Origin of the sequence: Sanguibacter hominis ATCC BAA-789 (genome assembly GCF_012396185.1) — a bacterium.
Lineage (GTDB): Bacteria > Actinomycetota > Actinomycetes > Actinomycetales > Cellulomonadaceae > Flavimobilis > Flavimobilis hominis.
On sequence record NZ_JAAXOW010000002.1, the window covers coordinates 100,416 to 121,691 of the forward strand.

Genomic DNA, 21,276 nt, shown 5'->3' on the forward strand with positions numbered 1-21,276 from the left:
GGCGTCGTTCGCGTCCGCGCGCCGTCACCTGAGCCTCAGGCGCCTGCGCGGTACCCGGCGAGCAGCGCATCGGCGACCTCGGCCGTGCGCAACGCGGTGCGGCCCGTGCTCGGGCACGTCCCGTGCCCGGTGAGCTCGTCCACGACCGTCTGGATGAGCGGCTGCTGCACCACCTCGGGGTAGGGCGCCTCGATGCGCCGCTCCGTGCCGCCGCTGCGCAGGACGAGCGGGTCCTCGCCGAACATCGAGAACGTCAGCCGGCCACGCGTCCCGACGAGCCCGACGCGGTCGGTGCGCTCGTCCGCGTCATAGCCCCACGTGCCCGTCCCGACGGCGCCGCTCGCCCAGCGGAACGCGCCGACCACGTGGTCTTCGGCGTCGTACGCGCCCGCGAGGTTGGACGCGATCCCGTGGACCTCCTCGACAGGACCGAGCAGGAGGTCGAGGAAGTCGAGCGCATGGGACCCGAGGTCGACGAAGAGCCCGCCGCCCGAGACCTCCGGCTGCAGCCGCCACGGTGCGTGCCCCGGCTCCCACATCTCGCGTGGCGAGAGGTTCTGCACGGTGACCGTCCGCACGTCGCCGATCGCACCGCCGCGCACCAGATCGACGATCGTCGCGAACCGCGGCATCGCGCGGCGGTAGTAGGCGACGAACAGCGGGACCGACGCCGCGTCGCACGCCTCGATCATCGTGCGCGCCTCGTCCGCTGTGCGCGCCATCGGCTTCTCGACGTAGACGGGCTTGCCGGCCGCCGCGGCGCGCAGCGTGTAGTGCGCGTGGGAGTCGGGTGGCGTCGCGACGTACACCGCGTCCACCTCAGGGTCGCCGATCAGCGCGTCCGCGTCGTCGTACGAGCGCGGCACCCCGTGCCGGCGCGCGAAGTCCGCCGCCTTGGCGCCGTCGCGCCGCATGACGGCGACGAGCGACGACCGCTCGGCGCGTTGCAGACCTGGTCCCGACTTGCGCTCCGTGACGTCGCCGACGCCGATGATCCCCCAGCGGACATGGTCCAGTCGTGTCGTCATGCCGTCACGGTAACGGCCTTCCGCCGTCTCAGGTTGCGGGCTGGCGGAGTGTGCCAGAGCGTGGAAGGCGGGTCGGAGCGCAGCGGAAGCCCGGCCTTCCCCGCACGACGAGGAGAACGCCATGACCGACTACCCGACCTCGTTCCCTGCCCAGCAGCAGGAGCCCCCCGGCCTCACGGCACCGATGCAGCCGCAGCCCGACCACGGTGAGGCGAGCTATGTGGGCCACGGCCGGCTCGAGGGCAAGCGCGCCCTCATCACCGGGGGCGACTCCGGCATCGGTCGCGCGGTCGCGATCGCCTACGCCCGCGAGGGGGCCGACGTCGCGCTGTCGTACCTCGCCGAGGAGCAGGAGGATGCCGAGGAGACCGCGCGGTGGGTGCGCGAGGCGGGCCGTTCTGTCACATTGCTCCCCGGCGACCTGCGCGACGAGGAGACCTCCCGCAAGGTCGTGCGCGACGCGGTCGCGGCGCTCGGTGGACTCGACGTCCTCGTCAACAACGCGGGCTTCCAGATGGCGCGCCGCGACTCCATCGCGGACGTCACGACGGACGACCTCGACCGCGTGCTCAAGACCAACCTGTACGCCCTGTTCTGGGTCACGCAGGAGGCGCTCGAGCACCTGCCCGACGGCGCGAGCATCATCAACGTCTCGTCGATCCAGGCGTACCAGCCGTCGACCACGCTGCTCGACTACGCGTCGACGAAGGCCGCGATCAACAACTTCACCGTCAACCTCGCGGCCGAGGTGGGGGAGCGCGGCATCCGCGTCAACGCTGTCGCACCCGGCCCGATCTGGACGCCGCTGCAGCCCGCGACGCAGTCCGAGGAGAAGGTCGAGAAGTTCGGCCAGGACACGCCGCTCGGCCGAGCAGGCCAGCCCGCCGAGTGCGCCCCGGCGTTCGTCTTCCTCGCCAACGACGCGGACTCGAGCTACGTCTCCGCGACCGTCCTCGGCGTCACGGGTGGCAAGCCCGTCTTCTGACGGTCAACAGGCCGGGGCCCCGACGCTGCTGCGTCGGGGCCCCGGCCCTCGTGCGTTCGTGCCGGGCTCACCCGGCGTCGAAACGCTCGTCGGGCGTCTCGTCGACCTTCTCGTTGTGCAGGTCCGTCTCGGGTGGGCCGGGCGTCGTCTCGGGAGTCGTGGCGCCGTCCGTCCCCGCCGTCGGGGTCTCGTGCTCGTCGCTCATGCTGCGCTCCTCCTGGTCCTGGGGGATGTCGTGCCTCCACCTTGTGCCGTGGCGGCGCCTCCCGCATCCGGAGGGTGGCTCGTGCGGTGTGCGGACGCCGCGTAGAGTGCCGCCATGCGCGACAGCAACGAGGCTGGTCAGCCCCCGCACGCCTCGCACCGGTCGGACGAGCGGGAGATCACCGCGCCCGTCTCCCTCACACGCCCCGACGGACGCCTCAACCCCCACGCGGTCGGCTGGACCCGCACCCCGCTCCACGACACGGACAGCATCGGCCACGGACGCGTGGGCTGGGGGCGCAACAAGCGCTGGGAGTACTGGGCCGTCACGACGCCGACGCACGTCCTCGCCCTCGTCATCTCCGACATCGGGTACGCGGCCGTCCCGAGCCTGTTCCTGCTCGACCGTGCGACGGGCGAGGAGATCGACCTCGAAGCCGTGCGGCCGTTCGGGCGCGGCACGTCCCTGCCCGGGACGCTGGGCCGCGGCCCGGCCCGCGCCACGACGAGGACCTTCCGTCTCGCGGTCGACGAGGTCGAGGGCGGCACGCGCTTGTGCGGTCGGTCGGCGCGCGTGCGGTTCGACGTCGTCGCGCACCGTCCCGACGGGCACGAGTGCCTCGGCGTCGTCGTGCCGTGGGACGAGCGCCTCTTCCAGTACACGGTCAAGGACGTCGCCCGCCCGGCCACCGGCAGGATCTGGGTCGACGGCGTGGCGCACCACCTTCCCGACGGGGACTCTTGGGGGACGCTCGACCACGGCCGCGGCCGCTGGCCCTATGCGATCTCGTGGAACTGGGGCGCAGGTTCCGGCCGGACCGACGGGCGGGTCGTCGGTATCCAGGTCGGCGGACGCTGGACAGACGGGACCGGTGCCGTCGAGAACTCCCTGCTCGTCGACGGGCGCCTCACGAAGATCAGCGACGAGCTCGTGTGGACGTACGACGTCGAGGACTGGATGCGCCCGTGGCGCGTCGAGGGCGAGTCGGTCGACCTGACCCTCACCCCGTTCCACGTCAAGGAGTCCGAGATGGACCTCAAGGTCGTGTCGGGGCGCACGCACCAGTGCTTCGGCGTGTGGTCAGGACGCGTGCGTGACGAAGCAGGCACGTGGGTGCGTGTCGCCGACGTCGTTGGCTGGGCAGAGGACGTCCACCACCGGTGGTGACGGGGTTGCGGCACCGGATTCACCCGGCGCCATGGCGGTCGAGGCGCGGGTTCACCCCGCACGGAGTCGGTCGGTCGCGCTAGCCTGAGCGCGGGCCTGGAGGCCCGACGGCACGGTGACGGGGCGAGGACGTCGTGCTGGTGGAGCGGCGTCGGAGGACGTCGCGGTGCTCGTCGAGGAGCTTTTTGTGATTCGGACCAGGGGGATCGCAGCCGCGTGCGTCATGGCGCTGGCTGCTGTCACGCTTCCCGCGACCGCATCCGCAGCGGAGGTCGACGCGTCAGCGTCGAGCCTCGCTCGCGAGGTGCGCGCGACGATCGAGGGCGAGCTTCTTGTCGCCGTCGCACACGGGCCGGGGGTCGAGAAGACCCTCGTGTCGGTGCGGACCGACGAAGGTGCGACCGTGCCGATCGACGCGGACACCGCGCCAGAGTCGCTCGCACAGGCGGCCTCGGGCGCCGAGGTCGCCGTGACCGTCGTCGTCCCTCAGGACGTGCGAGCCGAGCTGCGCGCCGACGGCCTGAGCGACGCTGCTCTCGCGGGCGGGGCCGCGGCAGACCTGGTCGCTGACGCCCTTGCGGAGGTCGAGACCCCGGTCGTCGCCGCGACCGCGACGGTCGTGGACGAGGAAACGCCCACCGAGCTGGCTGGCAGCACCTTAGCGGGCGGTGCGGTCGCCGCGGCCGCTGCCGCGAAGACGCACGACGCGTACGTCGCGATCATCGACGACGCCACGGCGGCGGGGGACTACACCGAGGCTCAGGCTCGAGCGTCGATCGCCGCCGGTGCCGGCTACTGGAAGCGGGAGACCGGCGGCGTGGTGAACGGCATCGCCGTCAAGAAGGTCGTCACGCACAAGACCACGGACGTGTGCACCACGATCGCGAGCAACGGGAGCTACGGGGTCGAGCAGGTCTGGTCGCAGATCTGGGACACCTACTTCCCGACCCAGGCGTTCACGAGCGCGAACGCGAGCCACCTCGTGGTCTTCGTGCCGCGCGGCTGCTTCGACGAGGGGCTGATCGGCTGGACCGGCATGGCTCGGATCAACACGGGCCTGGCCTCCGGTGGACAGGTCATGCTCGCCATGGGCGACGACCACACGGTCGCGCACGAGCTGGGCCACAACTTCGGCCTCGGCCATTCGGACATCCTGCGCGACGGCAAGGAGGAGTCCTACCTCGGCGTGCACAGCGTCCAGGGCATCGCGATGTTCCGGGATATGGCCTACACGACCACGTACGCGACGCCATCGCTCGACGTCGCGTACGAGTGGTTCTTCGACACGGCGCCTGCCGGTGCGATCACGACAGGCAGCGCGACCGGGGCGACCACGCTCAGCCCCGTGACTGCGGCCTCCGGCACCAAGGGCCTGGCCTTCTACGACAGTGCCCAGCGGATGTACTTCGTCGAGTACCGCGACGGCGCCGGCACCGACACCGGCACCTTCTACTCCGAGCTTGGCAGCGCAGGCTGGCAGAACATCGATGCGAGCCCGGGCGTGCGCGTCTACCAGCTCGACCAGAAGTTCGGCCGGCGCGTGCTGACGCTCGGCGCCTGGCGCGGGGGCAGCTGGCACTCGACCATCACGGCGGGCGAGTCGCTCACCACCCGCGACGGCAAGCTGAAGATCACGGCCGAGGCGGTCGGTGGGGGCACCGCGACCGTGAGGGTCACGGGTGCGAGCGCGAGCACGACCTCCCTCTCGGTCGCCAAGGCGACGCACGGGAAGAAGACCAAGGTCAAGATCAAGGTCACCGGTGGGGTCCGCCCGCTCGGCGGCGTGACGCTGTACGACGGCTCGAAGAAGATCGGCGCCAGGTCGCTCGCGCTCGACGGGACGGCCACCCTGTACCTCCCCGCGTCGACCAAGGCTGGCAAGCACGGCCTCAAGGCGGTCTACAGCGGCTCGACCGCGCTGGCCGGATCGAGCAGCACGCGCACGATCAAGGTCGCGAAGGCGAAGGTCAAGGCCAAGATCATCAAGGCCAAGAACCTCAAGGCTGGCAAGAGCGCTCGCCTCACCATCCAGGTGACCGGGACGTCTTCGACCAAGCCCCAGGGCAAGATCGCCGTCAAGGTGGGCTCCAAGACCGTCTCGAAGATCGTCAAGCTCAAGAAGTCGAAGGGGCGCTGGATCGCCGTCGTCACGACGAAGAAGCTGCCCAAGGGCAAGATCAAGGTGGTCTACGCGCCGGCGAAGGCTGCGTCGAAGAACCTCGCGAAGACGACGGTCACGACGTCGAAGCGAGCCCGGTAGGGAACCACCCCGGCACTCATTCCCGCGGAGGATGTCCCGTATGGGACGACACGGATAGTGTCGTCCCATACGGGACGCAGGGGGCGCCCCCGCCACAGGGACTGAGGCACTCATGCGCATGCGCTCGACGTTCGGAACGACCCCTCGCGGCTCGCAGCCGCCGAGGGCGGGAGGCAGGCGCGGAGCGCTTGCTGTCGCCTTGGCCCTCGCTCTCATGACGCCCGGTGGTGTCGCCGGTGCCGCTCCCCAGGCGAGCGTCGCACCGCTCGCCCCTGTCACCGCGCCAGGCCCGAGCACGAGCGAGGCCGGGCGTGTCACGGTGGCGACCGACGACTACGGCTCGACGATCACCTGGCGTCACGAGGGCGACCTCCCTCTGGGAGATGCGCGTCCCGAGTTCTTCGCCGACGGCGCCGTGCTCGGTGTGCCGACGAGGTTCGGGCCCGTGCTTCGCCTGCGCGTGGCCGGCGCCACCGCCCTGAACGCCTCGAGCATCGCGGTCGTGGCGTCCGGGCGGCTGCTCGACGGGCCCGCGAGCGCGGCCGCGGCCGGTGCGCGCGCCACGGTCGGCTCCGTCGCCGCTGGCGCGGCAGGGGACGTCGGGGCCGGCGCGGCCGCCCTGACAGCGGTCAAGGCGCCCTCGAAGACCATCACGTCGGACCCGGGCAAGCCCGGGAAGCTCAAGACCACGAGCTTCGACTACAAGCTTCCGGGCGTCCGCGTCGAGGGATACGCCGCGAGGGTCGAGATGAAGGGCCACGTCGTGATGCCCGTCGGCGCCCGGGGCCAGCGACCCGTCGTCGTCTTCCTCCACGGACGTCACGCGACGTGCTACGTCGGCGGGGAGGTCACCGGCGACTGGCCGTGCCTCGCGCCTGCCAAGCCGATCCCGAGCCACCTCGGCTATGTCTACGCCCAGAAGCTCCTGGCGAGCCAGGGCTACGTGACCGTGTCGATCTCGGCGAACGGCATCAACGGCCAGGACTGGGCTGACCCGGACGGCGGATCCAAGGCACGCGCGGATCTCGTCCGTCGCCACCTCGACGTCCTCGCCGACTGGCAGGTCGGCAAGGGGCGCGGGCCCGCGGCGCGCACGAAGCTCAAGGGCGCGATGAACCTGCGCAGGGTGATGACCGTGGGACACTCCCGCGGGGGCGAAGGTGTCGTCCGCGCTGCGATCCGGGCAGGCTCGGGGGACCGGTTCAGGATCAAGGGTCAGGTGCTCGTCGCGCCGACCGACTTCGGCCGTCAGGTCGCCGTCGGTGTCCCGACGACCGTGCTCCTGCCCTTCTGCGACGGCGACGTCTCCGATCTTCAGGGACAGCAGTACGTCGACCAGGGGGCCCGCATCGCGGCGGGCGACCGCTCGCTCAAGACGTCGGTCCTGATCATGGGCACGAACCACAACTTCTTCAACACGCAGTGGACCCCTGGCGTCGCCAAGGCCCCGGCCGACGACGACGTGTGGGGCGACGACCCGCTCTGCGGGAAGACCGCGCCGACCCGCTTGTCGGCCAAGCAGCAGCGCGACGTCGGGGCGACCTACATCGCGGCCGCGGCGCGGACCTATCTCACGTCGAACAGGTCAGCGGCCCCGCTCCTCGACGGGACCCCCGTCCGCGCAAGGTCTGCGGGCAGGGCCGTCGCGCTCGTCCACGCGACGGGCGGCAACCGCCGCACGGTCGTCCGGCCGTCGGCGGGGCTCACCATCAAGGCCGCGCGGGGGGCGACCGCATTCGTCTGCGAGGGCGGCCAGTCGGAGGGGCCGCAGTCGTGCGACCCGACGCAGAGCCTCTCGTCCCCGCACTGGCCTGCGCCCGCTTTCGAGACGACCGCCGACCCGGTCCGTGGCGTTCTCGTGTCGTGGCGCAAGGCGGGGGCGCGGGTGACCTTTCCTGACACCCCGGCGCTCGACGGGAAGTCGTACCTCGACCTGCGACTGGTCGTCATGCCCGGGCGCGGCAAGCCGGACCTCTCCGTCGTGCTCAAGGACGGCAGGGGCCGCCGCGTGACCCTGCGTCCGCAGGCGAGCGCACAGCGCCTGCCGTCCGGCGCCTGGAACCACGCCTGGGCGCAGAACGTCCGTTACCGACTCCCTGCAGCGAGCAAGATCGACCTCGCGAGCGTCACGAGCCTGACGCTCACGTCACGCTCGGCCGCCGGCAAGGTCGTGCTGCTCGACGTCACGGCGGCGAAGGCGAAGCCTGCGGTGACCACGGCGAACGTGCGCAACGTCGCGTTCCTCGACGTGCCCGCCGCGACACTCGTCACCGCGGTCGCCGACGGGGAGCAGACCGCGACGGTCCGCATCCCTGTGCGTGGCTCGTTCGCCAGCACAGCCAAGGTCTGGGTCGACGTCATCGACGCTCAGCGCGGTCCTGGGGTGAACGGCTCGGGGCTGCGGACGATCAAGCCGGGGCAGAGGTACGTCGACGTGGCCGTCACGTACTACGGGGACGACGTGTACGTCGACGAGTCGTCCGGTGACCTGGCGGGCTACACGATCGTGGCGACGGCTCGGCGAAACGCCGTCGTCGACACGTACCTCGGCGCGGTCCACACCCGCTCCCGGTCGCCCAGGCCGACGCTGAGCATCGTCCAGACCGACGTGACGGCAGCCCCCGGCGGCTCTCTCGTGTGGCAGGTGCGGCTCTCAGGGCCGGTCAGCCAGGAGACCTACCTCACCGCAACCGCCGCGCCTGTCAGCGGGACGCCGATCCGGGTCTCCGACCTCGTGCCCGCCTGGGCGGCGCTGCGCGTGCCCGCCGTGGACCCGCGCACGAGCCTCGCCGACGCCGGGCTCGCCATCGAGGCGGTCATCCCCGCAGGGGCGACGTCAGCAGTCTTCGAGATACCCGTCCGCAGGACGGCAGCTGCAGGCGGTGCGGTGCGGCTCGAGCTGCCGCAGGAGGGCTACCTCACCGCGCCCGTGACGCTCAGGGGCACGATCACCGGATGACGCAGACGGCGGCGCCGACCCTCGAGGGGCGGCGCCGCCGTCGTGGCCTGGCTCGCTCGCGTCAGAGGTAGTCCTTGAGCCTCTTCTGCAGGTCCTCACGAACGTCCGAGACCTTCACGCCTGCGGTGCCGCGGTCGTAGAGCATGACGAGGTGCGGTGCCCCGCTGATCTGCTGGACCTCGAACAGCTCTGCCCGGCGGGGATGGCGGCCGACGCCGAGCATCGGCTCGTTCTCCAGGTCGATGTAGATGTACGCGCCACCGGGTGGGACGCCCGCATCCGTGAGGTCTTGCCAGCGCTGCGCGTACTCCTTCGTGTTCGCGTCGCCGAAGAACTTCTGGTGGCGGGGCTTGTCGAGCTTGTGCGTGCGCCCGACCGTGTGCGGCACCCACGAGCCGTCCTCGAGGACGGCGAGCCGCGGCCCGACCATCCAGCCGCGCACCTCGGTCGTCCGCCACGAGACGTCGGGAACCCCCGGCTTCGCGTCAGGAACCGGGACCGCGACCAGGATGGGCGCCGGAGCGGCCTTGCCACGCGCGAGCGCCTTGGCGGTGTGGCGCAGCTCGAGCTCGAACTCGTAGAGCAGGTCGGCGCGGACCTGCTCAGGGTGCGCGCTGGACGGCACGACCGGCTGAGGGCCCGTGCTGGGGCGGGCGTACGGCGAGGTCGCCACGGGTGCTGCATGTCCCGGCGTCATGGCCGGGGAGACGTCATCGGCTCTCATGGCCACACCATAGTCGGTGCTTTCAAGATGCGGAATCCCATCTCGTGAGGGAAAATCCGCGGCCGACCATCCGCGCGCCTCCCACTAGGATGATCGGATGCTCGACGACCCCGCCGCGACCCCGCCCACGACCCCCGCGACGAGCGCCACGGTCGTCGAGATGTGGACCGACGGCGCGTGCAAGGGAAACCCGGGACCGGGCGGCTGGGGCGCATGGATGCGTGCCGGCGGCCACGAGCGCGAGCTCTGGGGCGGGGAGGCGCACACGACCAACAACCGCATGGAGCTCATGGCTGTCATCCAAGGTCTGCGCGCTCTCAACAGGGCGTGCCAGGTCACGCTCCACGTCGACTCGTCCTACGTCATGAACGGCATGACGAAGTGGCTCGCCGGGTGGAAGCGCAACGGCTGGCGCACCGGGGACAAGAAGCCCGTCAAGAACCAGGAGCTCTGGCAGGAGCTCGAGGCCGAGGTCGCGAGGCACGACGTCCGCTGGGTCTGGGTCAAGGGGCACGCGGGCGACCCGGGCAACGAGCGGGCGGACCAGCTCGCGAACCGTGGGGTCGACGAGGTGCGCGCGCGCTGAGCCGCACGGCCCTCGCGGCGTCTCGACAGCGAGGTCCGGCGCTCCAGACGGTGATCGGCGCGGACAACAGGGCCGAAGGTCACTGGCCCGACCCGGCACCGCCGGGCCATCGTGGACGTACATCTCGACGGGGAGGCGTGCTCATGAGGATCGCGGTTGCTGTGGCCAGCAAGCACGGGGCCACGAAGGAGATCGGACACGCGGTCGTGGAACGGCTGCGGGAGCTCGGCCATGACGTGACCGAGCACGACATGGCATCGACGAGCGCGGAGGACCTCGACGAGGCGGAGGCGCTCGTCCTCGGCGGGGCCGTGTACTTCGGTCGATGGCCGAACGAGGCGAACGACCTGGTCGACGACCTGGCGGACCGCGTCGACGGACGGCCGGTGTGGCTGTTCTCGAGCGGACCAGTCGCGCCCGACGGCGAGCCGACGAGCGTCGAGGAGTCGACGATCGCGATCGACGGGACCATGACCGCGCTCGACGCGCGCGAGCACGTCATGTTCGGAGGCCGCCTCGACAAGACCGTCCTGTCGTTCGTCGAGCGTGCGGTCGCACGGGCGCTGCGCGCTCCCGATGCCGACACTCGCGACTGGGACACGATCCGGGCCTGGGCCGATCACGTCGACGAGGCACTCAGGGCCTCGTAGGGCGAACGCTCAGGCGCCTGGCTCCGCGGCGACCTCGAAGGGGGTCAGGGCGTCGCGCTCCTCCGGCGTGTCCCACGCACCCGCGTGGCTCGACGGCGCGATCGCGGCGATCGTCGGTGCCCATCGGACGCTGTCCTCCGGGAAGCAGCGCTGGAGCAGGTCGATCATGGCGCTCGTCGCGGTCGACGCTCCCGGTGAGGCGCCGAGCAGGCCGGCGATCGTGCCGTCGGCCGACGCGACCACGTCGGTCCCGAACTCGAGCCGTCCACCCTTGGCCTTGTCGCGCTTCATCACCTGGACGCGCTGGCCCGCCGTGATGAGCTCCCAGTCCTTGGGGTGCGCGGTCGGCATGAACGCACGCAGCGTCCGGAACTTCGCCTCAGGGGTCTTGGCGACCTCCTTGACGAGGTAGGCGGTGAGGTCGACGTTGTCGAGGCCGGCGCCGAGCATCGTGACGACGTTCCCAGGTCGGATGGACATGAACAGGTCGAGCAGCGAGCCGCGCTTGAGGTACTTCGTCGAGAACCCGGCGTACGGCCCGAACATGACCGAGGCCTGCCCGTCGACGACGCGGGTGTCGAGGTGCGGGACGGACATCGGGGGAGCGCCGACGTCGGCCTTCCCGTAGACCTTCGCGTGGTGCTTCGCGACGATCTCCGGGTTGGTCGTGCGCAGGAACTGACCGGAGATCGGGAAGCCTCCGTAGCCGCGGATCTCCTTGATGCCGGACTTCTGCAGGAGCGGGAGGGCCCCGCCGCCCGCGCCGACGAAGACGAAGCGCGCGTTGACCGTGCGCCGCACGGGAGACGCGTTCCACGAGAGGTCGCGAACCTTGACGTCCCAGCTGCCGTCGCGGCGCTTGCGCAGGTCGCGGACCTCGTGCTGGAGGTGGAGGCGGTGTCCCTGCGCAGTCAGGTGGTCGAAGAGGGATCGGGTCAGCGAGCCGAAGTCGACGTCGGTCCCGGACGTGGCGCGTGTCGCGGCGACGGGCTCGTCACCGTGGCGGTCCTCCATGAGCAGCGGCGCCCACTGCGCGATGACCGTGGGATCGTCGGAGAACTCGAGGTCGGAGAAGAGCGGGTGGGCGGCGAGCGTCGCGTGCCTGCGGCGGAGGAAGTCCACGTTCTTCTCACCGCGCACGAAGGTCATGTGCGGGGTGGAGCTGAGGAACGTGCTCTGGTCGCCGATCAGCCCGGCGGTCACGAGGTGGTTCCAGAACTCTCGCGAGACCTCGAACTGCTCGTTGATCGTCACGGCCTTGGAGATGTCGATCGACCCGTCGGCGCGCTCGCTCGTGTAGTTGAGCTCGCAGTGCGCCGCGTGCCCGGTGCCCGCGTTGTTCCACGGGTTCGAGCTCTCGAGGGCGACGTCGTCGAGCCGCTCGAAGATCTCGATGTTCCAGGTGGGCTCGAGCAGGGAGATCAGGGAGCCCAGCGTCGCGCTCATGATCCCGCCGCCGATGAGGACGACATCCACGGTGTTGTTCGCCTTGGCCATTCGTCGATGTTAGGTGGGACGACTGGGACGAAAGGCCTGCGTCTCACGGTTGGTTGCGTGACAAATGCCACGTCGACGAATCCGGCTCCGGGGCTTGACCCCGGAGCCGGACAGGGTGCATCGGGCTCAGTACCTGAACGTGTCCAGGTGGGCCTTCAGGTCGACCGACATGTGCGCGAGCTCGCGGGTCGCTTCCTGCATCTGGGTGACGACCTCCGTCGTGGTCGAGGCGGCAGTCGCGACCCCGGTGATGTTGGCGGCGATCTCGCTCGAACCGGTCGCGGCCTCGATCACGCCGCGAGAGATCTCGGCCGTGGTCGCGGTCTGCTCCTCGACCGCCGACGCGATCGTCATCTGGAAGCTGTTGATGCTCGCGATGATGTCCGTGATCTGGGCGATCGCCGCGACGGCGTCGCCGCTGTCGTCCTGGATGACCTGGACCTTGCGGACGATGTCCTCCGTCGCACGCGCCGTCTCCTGCGCGAGCTCCTTCACCTCGGACGCGACGACCGCGAAGCCCTTGCCGGCCTCACCGGCGCGCGCTGCCTCGATCGTGGCGTTCAGGGCGAGCAGGTTCGTCTGCTCGGCGATCGACGTGATCAGCTTGACCACGTTGCCGATCTCGTGGCTGGACCTGCCCAGGCGGCTGACCGTCTCGTTGGTCGTCGCGGCGACCGAGGTCGCCTGCTGCGCGACCCGTGCGGCCTCGTGCGCGTTCAGCGCGATCTCGCGGATCGACGCGCCCATCTGCTCTGCCCCGGCTGACACCGCCTCGACGTTCCGCGAGACCTGCTCTGCGGCGACGGCCACGACCGAGGCCTGCGCCGACGTCTCCTCGGCCCCGGCTGCGACCTGCGTCCCAGCCGCCGACATCTGCTCGGAGCTCGCAGCGATCGTTCCCGACGCGCTCCCCGCCTTCGCGAGCGTCTCGCGCAGCGAAGCCTGCGCTCGCACGAGCGCTCCCGCCATCTCGCCGAGCTCGTCGCGCGACGTGACCGCGGGATCGCGCGTCAGGTCGCCGGTCGCCATCGCGTCCGCCGTCCGCTGCACGTCGGTGACGGTGCGCGTGATCCCACGCACGACCGTCCAGGCGAGCGCGAGGGCCGCGCCCAGCCCCAGCACGAGCGCGACGACGAGGATCGTCCGCCGCGACGACATGAGCGCCTCTCCTTCGTCATAGGCCGCGGAGGTGGCGGTCGCGTGGGCCTCGGCCTCCTCGGAGAAGGCGTTGAGAGCGGCATCGCCCACCGGGTAGATCTTGTCGTGGTAGACGACGTCCAGGTTCGTCGCGCCGCTCTCGACGGCGGGGACGAACTCCGACTCGAACGCGGCCACGAACGCGCGCGCGGAGTCGAGGCCTGCGGCCGTCCGGTCAGGGTCGACAGCGCGGGGCATGTAGTCCGCGACGAGCGCCTCGAGCGTCGCCGTGCGCTCTGTGAGCTCTGCGCGCAACGCGGCGCGGTCGGCTGGGGACTCGAACGCGAAGAGGTTCGCGCGCACGCGGTTGCCCTGCATCATCCGCTGGATCTCGTCGAGCTCGTCGAGCGGTACGACGTGCTCGAGGTACATCCGCTCCTGACCGTCGCTGAGAGCCTGGGCGGTGGTCAGCGCGAGCGCGCCCATGCCGGTCGCCACGACCGCCAGCGCGCCGACCGCGCTGCCGATCCGGACAGCCACGGGGAGGTCGCCGAAGCGCCGCCGCCTGCCGGCGTCGGAGCTGTTGCTGGAACGGGAGGTGGTGCTGGTCATGAGGGGCCCTTCGTCACGTCTGGGGAACCCCATCCCGATCGGACGACTGCGCGCTCCCGTGAACGCTCGTGCACTGTGACGAAGACCCTCGGCGCCCGTGGCGTGGCTCGCCGGTCCTCGGGTGCGGTGGCATCATGACGTCCGTGGTCAACCGAGCGACGCCCCTGTACCCCGAGATCGAGCCCTACGACCAGGGGCTCCTCGACGTCGGCGACGGGCAGCAGATCTACTACGAGCAGTGCGGCAACCCGGACGGCAAGCCCGCCGTCTTCCTGCACGGCGGACCAGGTGGAGGCGCGACGCCGCGCCACCGCCGCGTGTTCGACCCCGCGCGCTACCGGATCGTCGTCCTCGACCAGCGCGGCTGCGGCCGCAGCCTGCCCCACGCGAGCTCACCCGACGCCGACCTGTCGACGAACACGACATGGCACCTCGTCGGTGATCTCGAGAAGCTGCGCACCCACCTCGGGATCGAGCGCTGGCAGGTGTTCGGCGGCTCGTGGGGGAGCGCGCTCGCCCTCGCGTACGCGCAGACGTACCCCGAGCGGGTCACCGAGCTCGTCCTGCGGGGCATCTTCACGCTGCGCCGCGCGGAGCTCGAGTGGTTCTACCAGCACGGCACGTCGATGATGTTCCCCGAGCTGTGGGAGCAGTACCTCGCCCCCGTCCCCGAGAGCGAGCGCGGCGACCTCATGGCCGCGTACCACCGCCTGCTGACCGACCCCGACCCCGCGGTGCACGTGCCTGCAGGTGTCGCATGGACCACGTGGGAGGCCTCGACCGTCAGGCTCCTGCTCGACGAGGAGTCCGTCGCGAGGGCCGCCGACCCGAAGCACGCGACCGCGTTCGCGCGCATCGAGAACCACTACTTCATGCACGGCGGCTGGCTCGAGGAGGGGCAGCTCATCGCCGACGCCGCGACGCTCGCCGGGATCCCGGGCGTGATCGTCCAGGGACGTTATGACGTCGTCTGCCCGGCCGTGTCCGCGTGGGAGCTTCACCAGGCGTGGCCCGGCTCGGAGCTCGTCATGGTGCCGGACGCCGGCCACTCGCTCGAGGAGCCCGGCATCCTCGCCGCGCTCGTGGCCGCGACGGACAGGTTCGCCGACCGCTGACGGACGCGAAGCCCTGACGCGGGGCAGGGAGGCGCTCGATCAGCCCGACCGGCGCCGCGCCTCCTCGACGCTGCGCTTGAGCGCGTCCATGAGGCTGACGACCGTGCCGCCGCCCTCCTCGTCACCCTCGGCCGGTGTGCCGAACGTCGCCTCGGTGTCGAGCGCCTCACCCTTCTCGAGCTTCGCGTCGATGAGCTTGCGCAACTCGGCCTGGTAGTCGTCCGTGTACTGCTCGGGGTGGAAGTCACCCGCGTACGACTCGACGAGCGACGCCGACATCTTCAGCTCCTGAGGAGTCACCTTCGCTCCGGCGCCCCCCTCGAGCTCGTCGGGGCTGCGCACCTCGTCCGCCCACAGGAGCGTCTGCAGCGTGAGGATGTCGCCGCGAGCCCGCAGTGCCGCGAGCCGCGTCTTCTGCCGCATCGCGAACCGTGTGATCGCGGTGAGCTCGGACGCCTGGAGCGTCTTGAGCAGGAGGGCGTACGGCTTGCGCGTCTTCGGGTCGGCCTCGAGGTAGTACGTCCGGTCGAGGAGGATCGGGTCGATCTGGTCCGACGGCACGAACTCGACGACCTCGATCTCGCGGCTGTGCTCCGACGGGAGCGACGCGAGGTCCTCCTTCGTCACGACGACCGTCTTCTCGCCGTCGTCGAACGCCTTGTCGATGTGCTGGAAGTCGACGACCTCGCCGCACACCTCGCAACGGCGCTGGTAGCGGATCCGCCCGCCGTCGGCGTCGTGCACCTGGTGCAGCGGGACGTCGTGCTCCTCGAGCGCGCTGAAGAGCCGGACCGGCACGTTGACCAGCCCGAACGAGATCGCACCCTTCCACACCGACCGCACGGTCCCAGTGTGCGACGTTTCCGCCGGGGTCGCAGGATGGACAGATGGTGCGCACGACGACGATCGAGGTCGACGGCCGCTCGCTGCGCGTCACGAACCTCGACAAGGTCATCTACCCGGCGACCGGGACCACCAAGGGCGACGTGCTCGACTACTACCTCGCGATCGCCCCGACGATGATCCCGCACGTCGCGGGGCGTCCCGTGACGCGCAAGCGATGGGTCCACGGCGTCGGGACGGCGGACGCGCCCGGGGAGGTGTTCTTCCAGAAGAACCTCGAGGCGTCCGCGCCGTCGTGGGTGCACCGCCAGGACCTCGCGCACCGCGACCACACGAACACCTACCCGCTCGTCGAGGAGGAGGACGGTGCCGCGACGCTCGCCTGGTTCGCGCAGCTCGCCGCCCTCGAGGTGCACGTGCCCCAGTGGCGCTTCGTCGACGACACGACCGCGCGCGGCAAGGTCGTCCACCACCCCGACCGGATGGTCCTCGACCTCGACCCCGGCCCCGGCGCAGGACTGGCCGAGTGCGTCGCCGTCGCGCGCCTGTGCCGCGAGATCGTCTCCGGGATGGGCCTCGACCTTGTCCCCGTCACGAGCGGCTCGAAGGGCATCCACCTGTATGCGCGCCTCGACGGGACGCTCGCGAGCGACGACGTGTCCGCCGTCGCGCACGAGCTCGCACGGTCCCTCGAGGCCGACCATCCCGATCTCGTCGTGAGCGACATGAAGAAGTCCCTGCGCGAGGGCCGCGTCCTCGTCGACTGGAGCCAGAACAGCGGCAACAAGACGACCGTCGCGCCCTACTCGCTGCGCGGCCGCGAACGCCCCGCGGTCGCCGCGCCCCGCACGTGGGACGAGCTCGACGACGACCTCGCGCAGCTCGGGCCGCAGGAGGTGCTCGACCGCGTCGCCCGGATCGGCGACCCGATGGCGGTCGCAGGCACGGGCGAGGGAGCCGAGGACCGGCTCGCGCAGTACCGCGCCAAGCGCGACGAGTCGCGCACGCCCGAGCCGTTCACGTCGTCCGGCAGGGACGCCGGCGGCCCGCCGACCTTCGTCATCCAGGACCACCACGCGAGCCGCCACCACCACGACTTCCGCCTCGAGCACGACGGCGTGCTGCTGAGCTGGGCGCTGCCGCGACTGACGCCGTCGAGCACGGGCCGCAACAACCTCGCCGTGCAGACCGAGGACCACCCGCTCGACTACGGCACGTTCGAGGGCACGATCCCGAAGGGCGAGTACGGCGCAGGCACCGTGACGATCTGGGACGCGGGCACCTACCAGGCCGAGAAGATGCGCGACGACGAGATCATCGTCGAGCTCGCAGGGCGGCCGGACGGCGGCCTCGCGAACGACGGCGGCCCGCAGCCCCCGACGTTCGTCCTCATCCGCACCGACGCGGAGAAGAGGCAGTGGCTCATCCACCGCATGGACAAGCGCAAGCACCGCGAGTCGCTGCGCCGCCGCGGTCTGCTGCCGGCAGCGGGTCCCGACGACGGCGCGCCGCCCGAGCCCGCGCAGGACCTGCGTCCGATGCTCGCTTCGCCCGCCGACGCCGTCGTGCGCCGCGACCTGGCCCGTGCGGGGGCCGACGACAGCCCGTGGGCGCTCGAGATGAAGTGGGACGGCATCCGCGCGATCGTCACCGTCGACCCGGACGCGAGGACGTGGTCCGTGCGCACCCGGGGCGGCCACGACGTCACGGCCGGCTACCCCGAGCTTGCCGAGCTCGTCGACCGCGTCCACGTCCCGGCCGTCCTCGACGGCGAGATCATCGCGCCCGGACCCGACGGGACGCCCGACTTCTCACGGTTGCAGACGCGCCTCGGCCTCACGGAGCCGCGTGACGTCGAGCGCGCCCGGCGCACCGCCCCCGTCGAGCTCGTGCTGTTCGACGCCCTGCGGGCGAGCGGTCAGGACCTCACCTCGCTCCCGTACACGCAGAGGCGCGAGGCTCTCGAGATGGTCGTCGACGCCGGCGGGACGATCCAGGTGCCCGACGCCGTCACCCTCCCGCTCGAGGACGCGCTCGCGGTCTCCGAGAAGCTCGGGCTCGAAGGGGTCCTCGCGAAGCGACGCGATTCCGTCTACCGGCCCGGGGTCCGGTCGACGGACTGGCGCAAGATCAAGCACGCGCAGCACACGGATGTCGTTGTCGTGGGGTGGCGTCCCGGGCGCGGCGAGCGCACCGGGTCCATCGGGTCGCTCCTCGTCGCGACGCGCACGTCCGACGGCCTGCGGTACGCGGGCCGTGTCGGCGCGGGTCTCTCCGACCGCGATCTCGCACGGCTCGAGAAGAAGGTCGAGCCGCTCGCGGCGGACGAGCCGATCGTCGGGGACGTCCCGGCGGCCGAGTCGCGCGACGCGCGCTGGCTGGCGCGCGGGCTCCTCGCTGAGGTCGAGCACGGGGGCTGGACGGGAAGCGGGCGGCTGCGGCACCCGGTGTGGCGCGGCCTGCGCCCGGACCTCACCGCGTCCCCCGACGGGACCGTCGACGCCTGACCGCGGGACCGCCGCTCCCGCGAGCTACGTCCAGGCTCAGCCGATCGCCGGCGGAGCCTCCTCGCGGCGCACGGGCGCCGGTGCGGTGCCGTCGCCGAACGGTCGCCCGCCGAGCGAGTCACGACCATGTTCCGTGAGCCACCCCGACAGGTCGGGGCCAGCCGGGACGACGCCCGACGGGTTCACGTCGCGGTGCACCTTGTAGTAGTGGTCCTTGATCTGGCCGAAGTCGATCGTGTCGCCGAAGCCGGGCGTCTGGAACAGGTCACGCGCGTACGCCCACAGCACCGGCATCTCGGTGAGCTTGGAGCGGTTGCACTTGAAGTGTCCGTGGTAGACGGCGTCGAACCGTACGAGCGTCGGGAACAGCCGCACGTCCGCCTCGGTGATCGTGTCGCCGACGAGGTACCGCTGTACCGCGAGCCGGTCGCTCAGCCGGTCGAGCTGCGCGAAGAGACGCTCGTACGCGCGCTCGTACGAGGCCTGCGACGTCGAGAAGCCGCACCGGTACACGCCGTTGTTGACGTCGCGGTAGATGTCCTCGACGAGCGCGTCGATCTCGTCACGGCGGTTCTCGGGATACAGGTCGGGCGCTCCCGCGCGGTGCAGCGCCCTCCACTCGGTGCTCAGGTCGAGGGTGATCTGCGCGAAGTCGTTCGTCACGACCGCGCCGTCGCGCGTGTCGACGATCGCCGGCACCGTGATGCCGCGCTCGTAGCCGGGCACGCGCGTGAAGTACGCCTCCTGGAGGCGTTCGATGCCCAGCACCGGGTCCACCCCTCCCGGGTCGAGGTCGAAGGTCCACGACCGCTCGTCGTGCGTCGGCCCGCACAGACCGAGGGAGATCGCGTCCTCGAGACCGAGGAGGCGCCGCACGATGAGCGCCCGGTTGGCCCATGGGCAGGCGCGCGCCGCGACGAGACGGTAGCGGCCGGCCTCGACGGGGTAGCCGTCCGCGCCGTCGGCGGTGATCCGGGTGGCGATGTACCGAGCGTCACGGGTGTACTCGGGGGAGGCGTACGTCATCACAGCAGGCTAGACGGCGGACCCGGGCCGCGCCGCCCGGGACTGGCGGCTACGCTCGTGGCTGCGGCACGAGGGAGGGACCGATGGACGAGAGCGGACCGGCGCGCAACGCACGGTGGCGGCCAGGGCACCGGGTCCCGCCCCGGTGGTTCCGCTGGTCGTCGGTCGCGCTCGCGGTCGTCGTCGTCAGCGCGCTCGTCGCTCTCGTGACCGCTCGCACCGACCTGAGCCTGGGGCCGCACGAGGCGCGCTACGAGGTGACGATCGACGGTCAGGTCACGGTCGACCTGGGGCCGCTCGGCACGATCGAGCTCGACTCGCCGGCCCCGGCGGGGCTCGGCGTGCTCGTCACCGTCAAGGAGATCCCGTCCGACCTCTCCGCGCTCGAGCAGAGCCCGACGCTCGAGGCGCTCACGAACGACCTCCAGGCCTACCTGCAGTTCTTCGGCGGCCCGTCCGCGACGATCCACGACGCGATCGACGGCCTGCTCCGGGACGCGGCCACGAGGTTCGTCCTTCTCCTGGCGGGCGCGGCCCTCGTGCTCGGGCTCGCGCTCCTGCTCGCGGGATCGCCGCGACGCTACGAGCTTGCGCACGCGTTCGCGCCGCACTCGGCGACCGTGTCGTGGGCGGTCGTGCTGCTCGTCGCGACGCTCGTCGTGACCAACCCTTCGACGGTCGAGCGCAACACCGCGGGCCAGCGGGAGACGACCGTGTTCGCCGGCACGGCGCTCGAAGGGGCGCGCATCACGGGGCGCCTCGCGGGCGTCGTCGAGACCTATGGCGGGCAGCTCGTCAAGGTGTACGAGGACAACGAGACGTACTACGCGGAGCTCGCTGCCGCCGCGGAGGCGGCATGGGTCGAACGCGCGGAGCAGGACTCGGCCGCGGTGTCGCTGCGGCTACCGCGCCCCCCGGCGCCCGACGGCACCGGGTTCGAGGGCCTCGTGGGGTCGGGCGACACGGCGGACGGGGAGCGGACGCCGGACCCGTCCGGTGCAGGTGACGGCTCGACAGGCACGCCGAGCTCCGCGCCGTCGGCTGACGAGACAACCGACCCCTCCCCGGAGCCGACCGAGGAGCCGGACCCCGACGACGTCGTCACGCTCCTGCACGTCTCCGACCTGCACTGCAACGTGGGTATGGCCCCTGTGATCCGACGCATCGCCGAGCTCTCGGGAGCCGCCGCGATCCTCGACACGGGCGACCTCACGATGAACGGCACGGCTGTCGAGCGGTTCTGCGTGACGACGTTCGCCGGTGCTGCGCCCGACGGCGCGCCGTACGTCCTCATCACGGGCAACCACGACTCGGCCGAGACGGCCAGGCAGGCTCGCGCGGCGGGCATGACGGTCCTCGACGGCGGCGTGATCGACGTCGAGGGCGTGCGGATCCTCGGCGACGGGGACCCGAACGAGACGCGTCCGGGGATCGGCACGCAGCTGACCAGCGAGGAGGATGTCGAGGCGTTCGCCGACCGGATGATGCGGGTCGCGTGCGACGAGGACGAGCGGGTCGACCTGCTCATGGTCCACACGCCGCGCTCCGGGACGGCTGCGCTCAGCAGCGGCTGTGCCGCGACGCAGCTCTCCGGGCACGTGCACCGTCGCATCGGCCCGACGCGTGTCGGGCTCGGCGTGCGGTACGTCAGCTCGACGACGGCGGGGGCTGCGGAGGGCCAGCTCACAGTGGGTCCGCTGCGCGGCGAGTCGCAGATGACCGTCCTGCGGTTCGACCGCACGACGCACCGGATGCTCGACATGCGCGTCGTCGTCGCGCGACCGGACGGCAGCGTCACCGTCGGTGGTGCGGTCGCGTTCCCGTCGCCGTCGCCGCAGCGGGCGGAGGGCACGGGCGCCGAGAGCGTGCCGTCGGGCGGGCCTGGCCAGGAGCAGGACGCGCAGCAGTGAGCGGGCGTTCACGGGTCGAGACGCCGTGAGCGGGCGCGGGCCGGGACGGGAGCGCGGTGCGACGA

The 21,276-nt window shown here is 71.5% G+C and carries 16 protein-coding genes; 9 read left to right on the forward strand and 7 right to left on the reverse strand.

The features are described 5' to 3' along the window. Positions 1–35: 35 nt before the first annotated feature. Positions 36–1,028: a Gfo/Idh/MocA family protein gene (locus HF995_RS06995; RefSeq protein WP_168447112.1), complete on the reverse strand. Its 993-nt coding sequence runs from the start codon at positions 1,026–1,028 to the stop codon at positions 36–38. A gap of 121 nt (positions 1,029–1,149) precedes the next feature. Here HF995_RS06995 and HF995_RS07000 point away from each other — a divergent pair, with 121 nt between their 5' ends. Beyond that, complete coding sequence (locus tag HF995_RS07000; protein ID WP_168447113.1) at positions 1,150–2,013, forward strand: SDR family oxidoreductase; 864 nt, start codon at positions 1,150–1,152, stop codon at positions 2,011–2,013. Positions 2,014–2,080: 67 nt separating this feature from the next. Here the strand turns inward: HF995_RS07000 and HF995_RS07005 are convergent, their stop codons facing one another. After that, the gene (locus HF995_RS07005; protein ID WP_168447114.1) at positions 2,081–2,218 is read right to left on the reverse strand and encodes a hypothetical protein; all 138 of its coding nucleotides are present in this window, start codon (positions 2,216–2,218) and stop codon (positions 2,081–2,083) included. A gap of 114 nt (positions 2,219–2,332) precedes the next feature. Between HF995_RS07005 and HF995_RS07010 the strand changes: the two genes are divergently transcribed. The 3 genes from HF995_RS07010 (at position 2,333) to HF995_RS07020 (ending at position 8,604) form a co-directional block, all read left to right on the forward strand. Further along, positions 2,333–3,385, forward strand: a complete 1,053-nt coding sequence (locus tag HF995_RS07010) for a DUF2804 domain-containing protein (protein WP_168447115.1) — start codon at positions 2,333–2,335, stop codon at positions 3,383–3,385. A gap of 187 nt (positions 3,386–3,572) precedes the next feature. Beyond that, complete coding sequence (locus HF995_RS14100; RefSeq protein ID WP_168447116.1) at positions 3,573–5,645, forward strand: Ig-like domain repeat protein; 2,073 nt, start codon at positions 3,573–3,575, stop codon at positions 5,643–5,645. A gap of 199 nt (positions 5,646–5,844) precedes the next feature. After that, the gene (locus HF995_RS07020; protein ID WP_168447117.1) at positions 5,845–8,604 is read left to right on the forward strand and encodes an alpha/beta hydrolase; all 2,760 of its coding nucleotides are present in this window, start codon (positions 5,845–5,847) and stop codon (positions 8,602–8,604) included. A gap of 61 nt (positions 8,605–8,665) precedes the next feature. Here HF995_RS07020 and HF995_RS07025 read toward each other — a convergent pair whose 3' ends face one another. Further along, entirely contained in the window at positions 8,666–9,328 is a 663-nt protein-coding gene (locus tag HF995_RS07025; RefSeq protein ID WP_168447118.1) for a hypothetical protein, read from the reverse strand. A 97-nt stretch (positions 9,329–9,425) separates the two neighbouring features. Here HF995_RS07025 and rnhA point away from each other — a divergent pair, with 97 nt between their 5' ends. Beyond that, positions 9,426–9,914 (forward strand): ribonuclease HI, encoded by a 489-nt coding sequence (gene rnhA, locus HF995_RS07030; protein WP_168447119.1) that lies wholly within the window; start codon positions 9,426–9,428, stop codon positions 9,912–9,914. Between the two features lie 161 nt (positions 9,915–10,075). Beyond that, a complete protein-coding gene (locus HF995_RS07035; protein ID WP_168447120.1) occupies positions 10,076–10,564 on the forward strand; it encodes a flavodoxin domain-containing protein in 489 nt (162 codons plus the stop codon). A 9-nt stretch (positions 10,565–10,573) separates the two neighbouring features. On the opposite strand, the gene mqo is transcribed toward HF995_RS07035, so the two are convergent. After that, positions 10,574–12,061: a malate dehydrogenase (quinone) gene (gene mqo, locus HF995_RS07040; protein WP_168447121.1), complete on the reverse strand. Its 1,488-nt coding sequence runs from the start codon at positions 12,059–12,061 to the stop codon at positions 10,574–10,576. A 126-nt stretch (positions 12,062–12,187) separates the two neighbouring features. Next, positions 12,188–13,810 (reverse strand): methyl-accepting chemotaxis protein, encoded by a 1,623-nt coding sequence (locus HF995_RS07045; protein WP_286189389.1) that lies wholly within the window; start codon positions 13,808–13,810, stop codon positions 12,188–12,190. Positions 13,811–13,944: 134 nt separating this feature from the next. Between HF995_RS07045 and pip the strand changes: the two genes are divergently transcribed. Continuing rightward, positions 13,945–14,925 (forward strand): prolyl aminopeptidase, encoded by a 981-nt coding sequence (pip, locus tag HF995_RS07050; RefSeq protein WP_168447122.1) that lies wholly within the window; start codon positions 13,945–13,947, stop codon positions 14,923–14,925. Between the two features lie 39 nt (positions 14,926–14,964). On the opposite strand, the gene ku is transcribed toward pip, so the two are convergent. Beyond that, on the reverse strand, positions 14,965–15,768 hold the full coding sequence (gene ku, locus HF995_RS07055; protein WP_168447123.1) for a non-homologous end joining protein Ku: 804 nt from the start codon (positions 15,766–15,768) through the stop codon (positions 14,965–14,967). A 44-nt stretch (positions 15,769–15,812) separates the two neighbouring features. On the opposite strand from ku, the gene HF995_RS07060 reads away from it, so the two are divergent. Next, entirely contained in the window at positions 15,813–18,275 is a 2,463-nt protein-coding gene (locus HF995_RS07060; protein WP_168447124.1) for an ATP-dependent DNA ligase, read from the forward strand. A 36-nt stretch (positions 18,276–18,311) separates the two neighbouring features. Here the strand turns inward: HF995_RS07060 and HF995_RS07065 are convergent, their stop codons facing one another. Then, positions 18,312–19,301 (reverse strand): glutathione S-transferase family protein, encoded by a 990-nt coding sequence (locus HF995_RS07065; protein ID WP_168447125.1) that lies wholly within the window; start codon positions 19,299–19,301, stop codon positions 18,312–18,314. Positions 19,302–19,384: 83 nt separating this feature from the next. On the opposite strand from HF995_RS07065, the gene HF995_RS07070 reads away from it, so the two are divergent. After that, positions 19,385–21,211: a metallophosphoesterase family protein gene (locus HF995_RS07070; RefSeq protein ID WP_168447126.1), complete on the forward strand. Its 1,827-nt coding sequence runs from the start codon at positions 19,385–19,387 to the stop codon at positions 21,209–21,211. Positions 21,212–21,276: the final 65 nt, after the last annotated feature.

Excerpts from the sequence above, each read along its gene's own strand:
- HF995_RS07005 (WP_168447114.1), bottom strand. The coding sequence starts at position 2,218 with ATGAGCGACGAGCACGAGACCCCGACGGCGGGGACGGACGGCGCCACG.
- HF995_RS07045 (WP_286189389.1), bottom strand. The coding sequence starts at position 13,810 with ATGACCAGCACCACCTCCCGTTCCAGCAACAGCTCCGACGCCGGCAGG.
- pip (WP_168447122.1), top strand. The coding sequence starts at position 13,945 with ATGACGTCCGTGGTCAACCGAGCGACGCCCCTGTACCCCGAGATCGAG.
- HF995_RS06995 (WP_168447112.1), bottom strand. The coding sequence starts at position 1,028 with ATGACGACACGACTGGACCATGTCCGCTGGGGGATCATCGGCGTCGGC.
- HF995_RS07065 (WP_168447125.1), bottom strand. The coding sequence starts at position 19,301 with ATGACGTACGCCTCCCCCGAGTACACCCGTGACGCTCGGTACATCGCC.
- rnhA (WP_168447119.1), top strand. The coding sequence starts at position 9,426 with ATGCTCGACGACCCCGCCGCGACCCCGCCCACGACCCCCGCGACGAGC.
- mqo (WP_168447121.1), bottom strand. The coding sequence starts at position 12,061 with ATGGCCAAGGCGAACAACACCGTGGATGTCGTCCTCATCGGCGGCGGG.
- HF995_RS07070 (WP_168447126.1), top strand. The coding sequence starts at position 19,385 with ATGGACGAGAGCGGACCGGCGCGCAACGCACGGTGGCGGCCAGGGCAC.
- HF995_RS07000 (WP_168447113.1), top strand. The coding sequence starts at position 1,150 with ATGACCGACTACCCGACCTCGTTCCCTGCCCAGCAGCAGGAGCCCCCC.
- HF995_RS07010 (WP_168447115.1), top strand. The coding sequence starts at position 2,333 with ATGCGCGACAGCAACGAGGCTGGTCAGCCCCCGCACGCCTCGCACCGG.
- HF995_RS07060 (WP_168447124.1), top strand. The coding sequence starts at position 15,813 with ATGGTGCGCACGACGACGATCGAGGTCGACGGCCGCTCGCTGCGCGTC.
- HF995_RS07025 (WP_168447118.1), bottom strand. The coding sequence starts at position 9,328 with ATGAGAGCCGATGACGTCTCCCCGGCCATGACGCCGGGACATGCAGCA.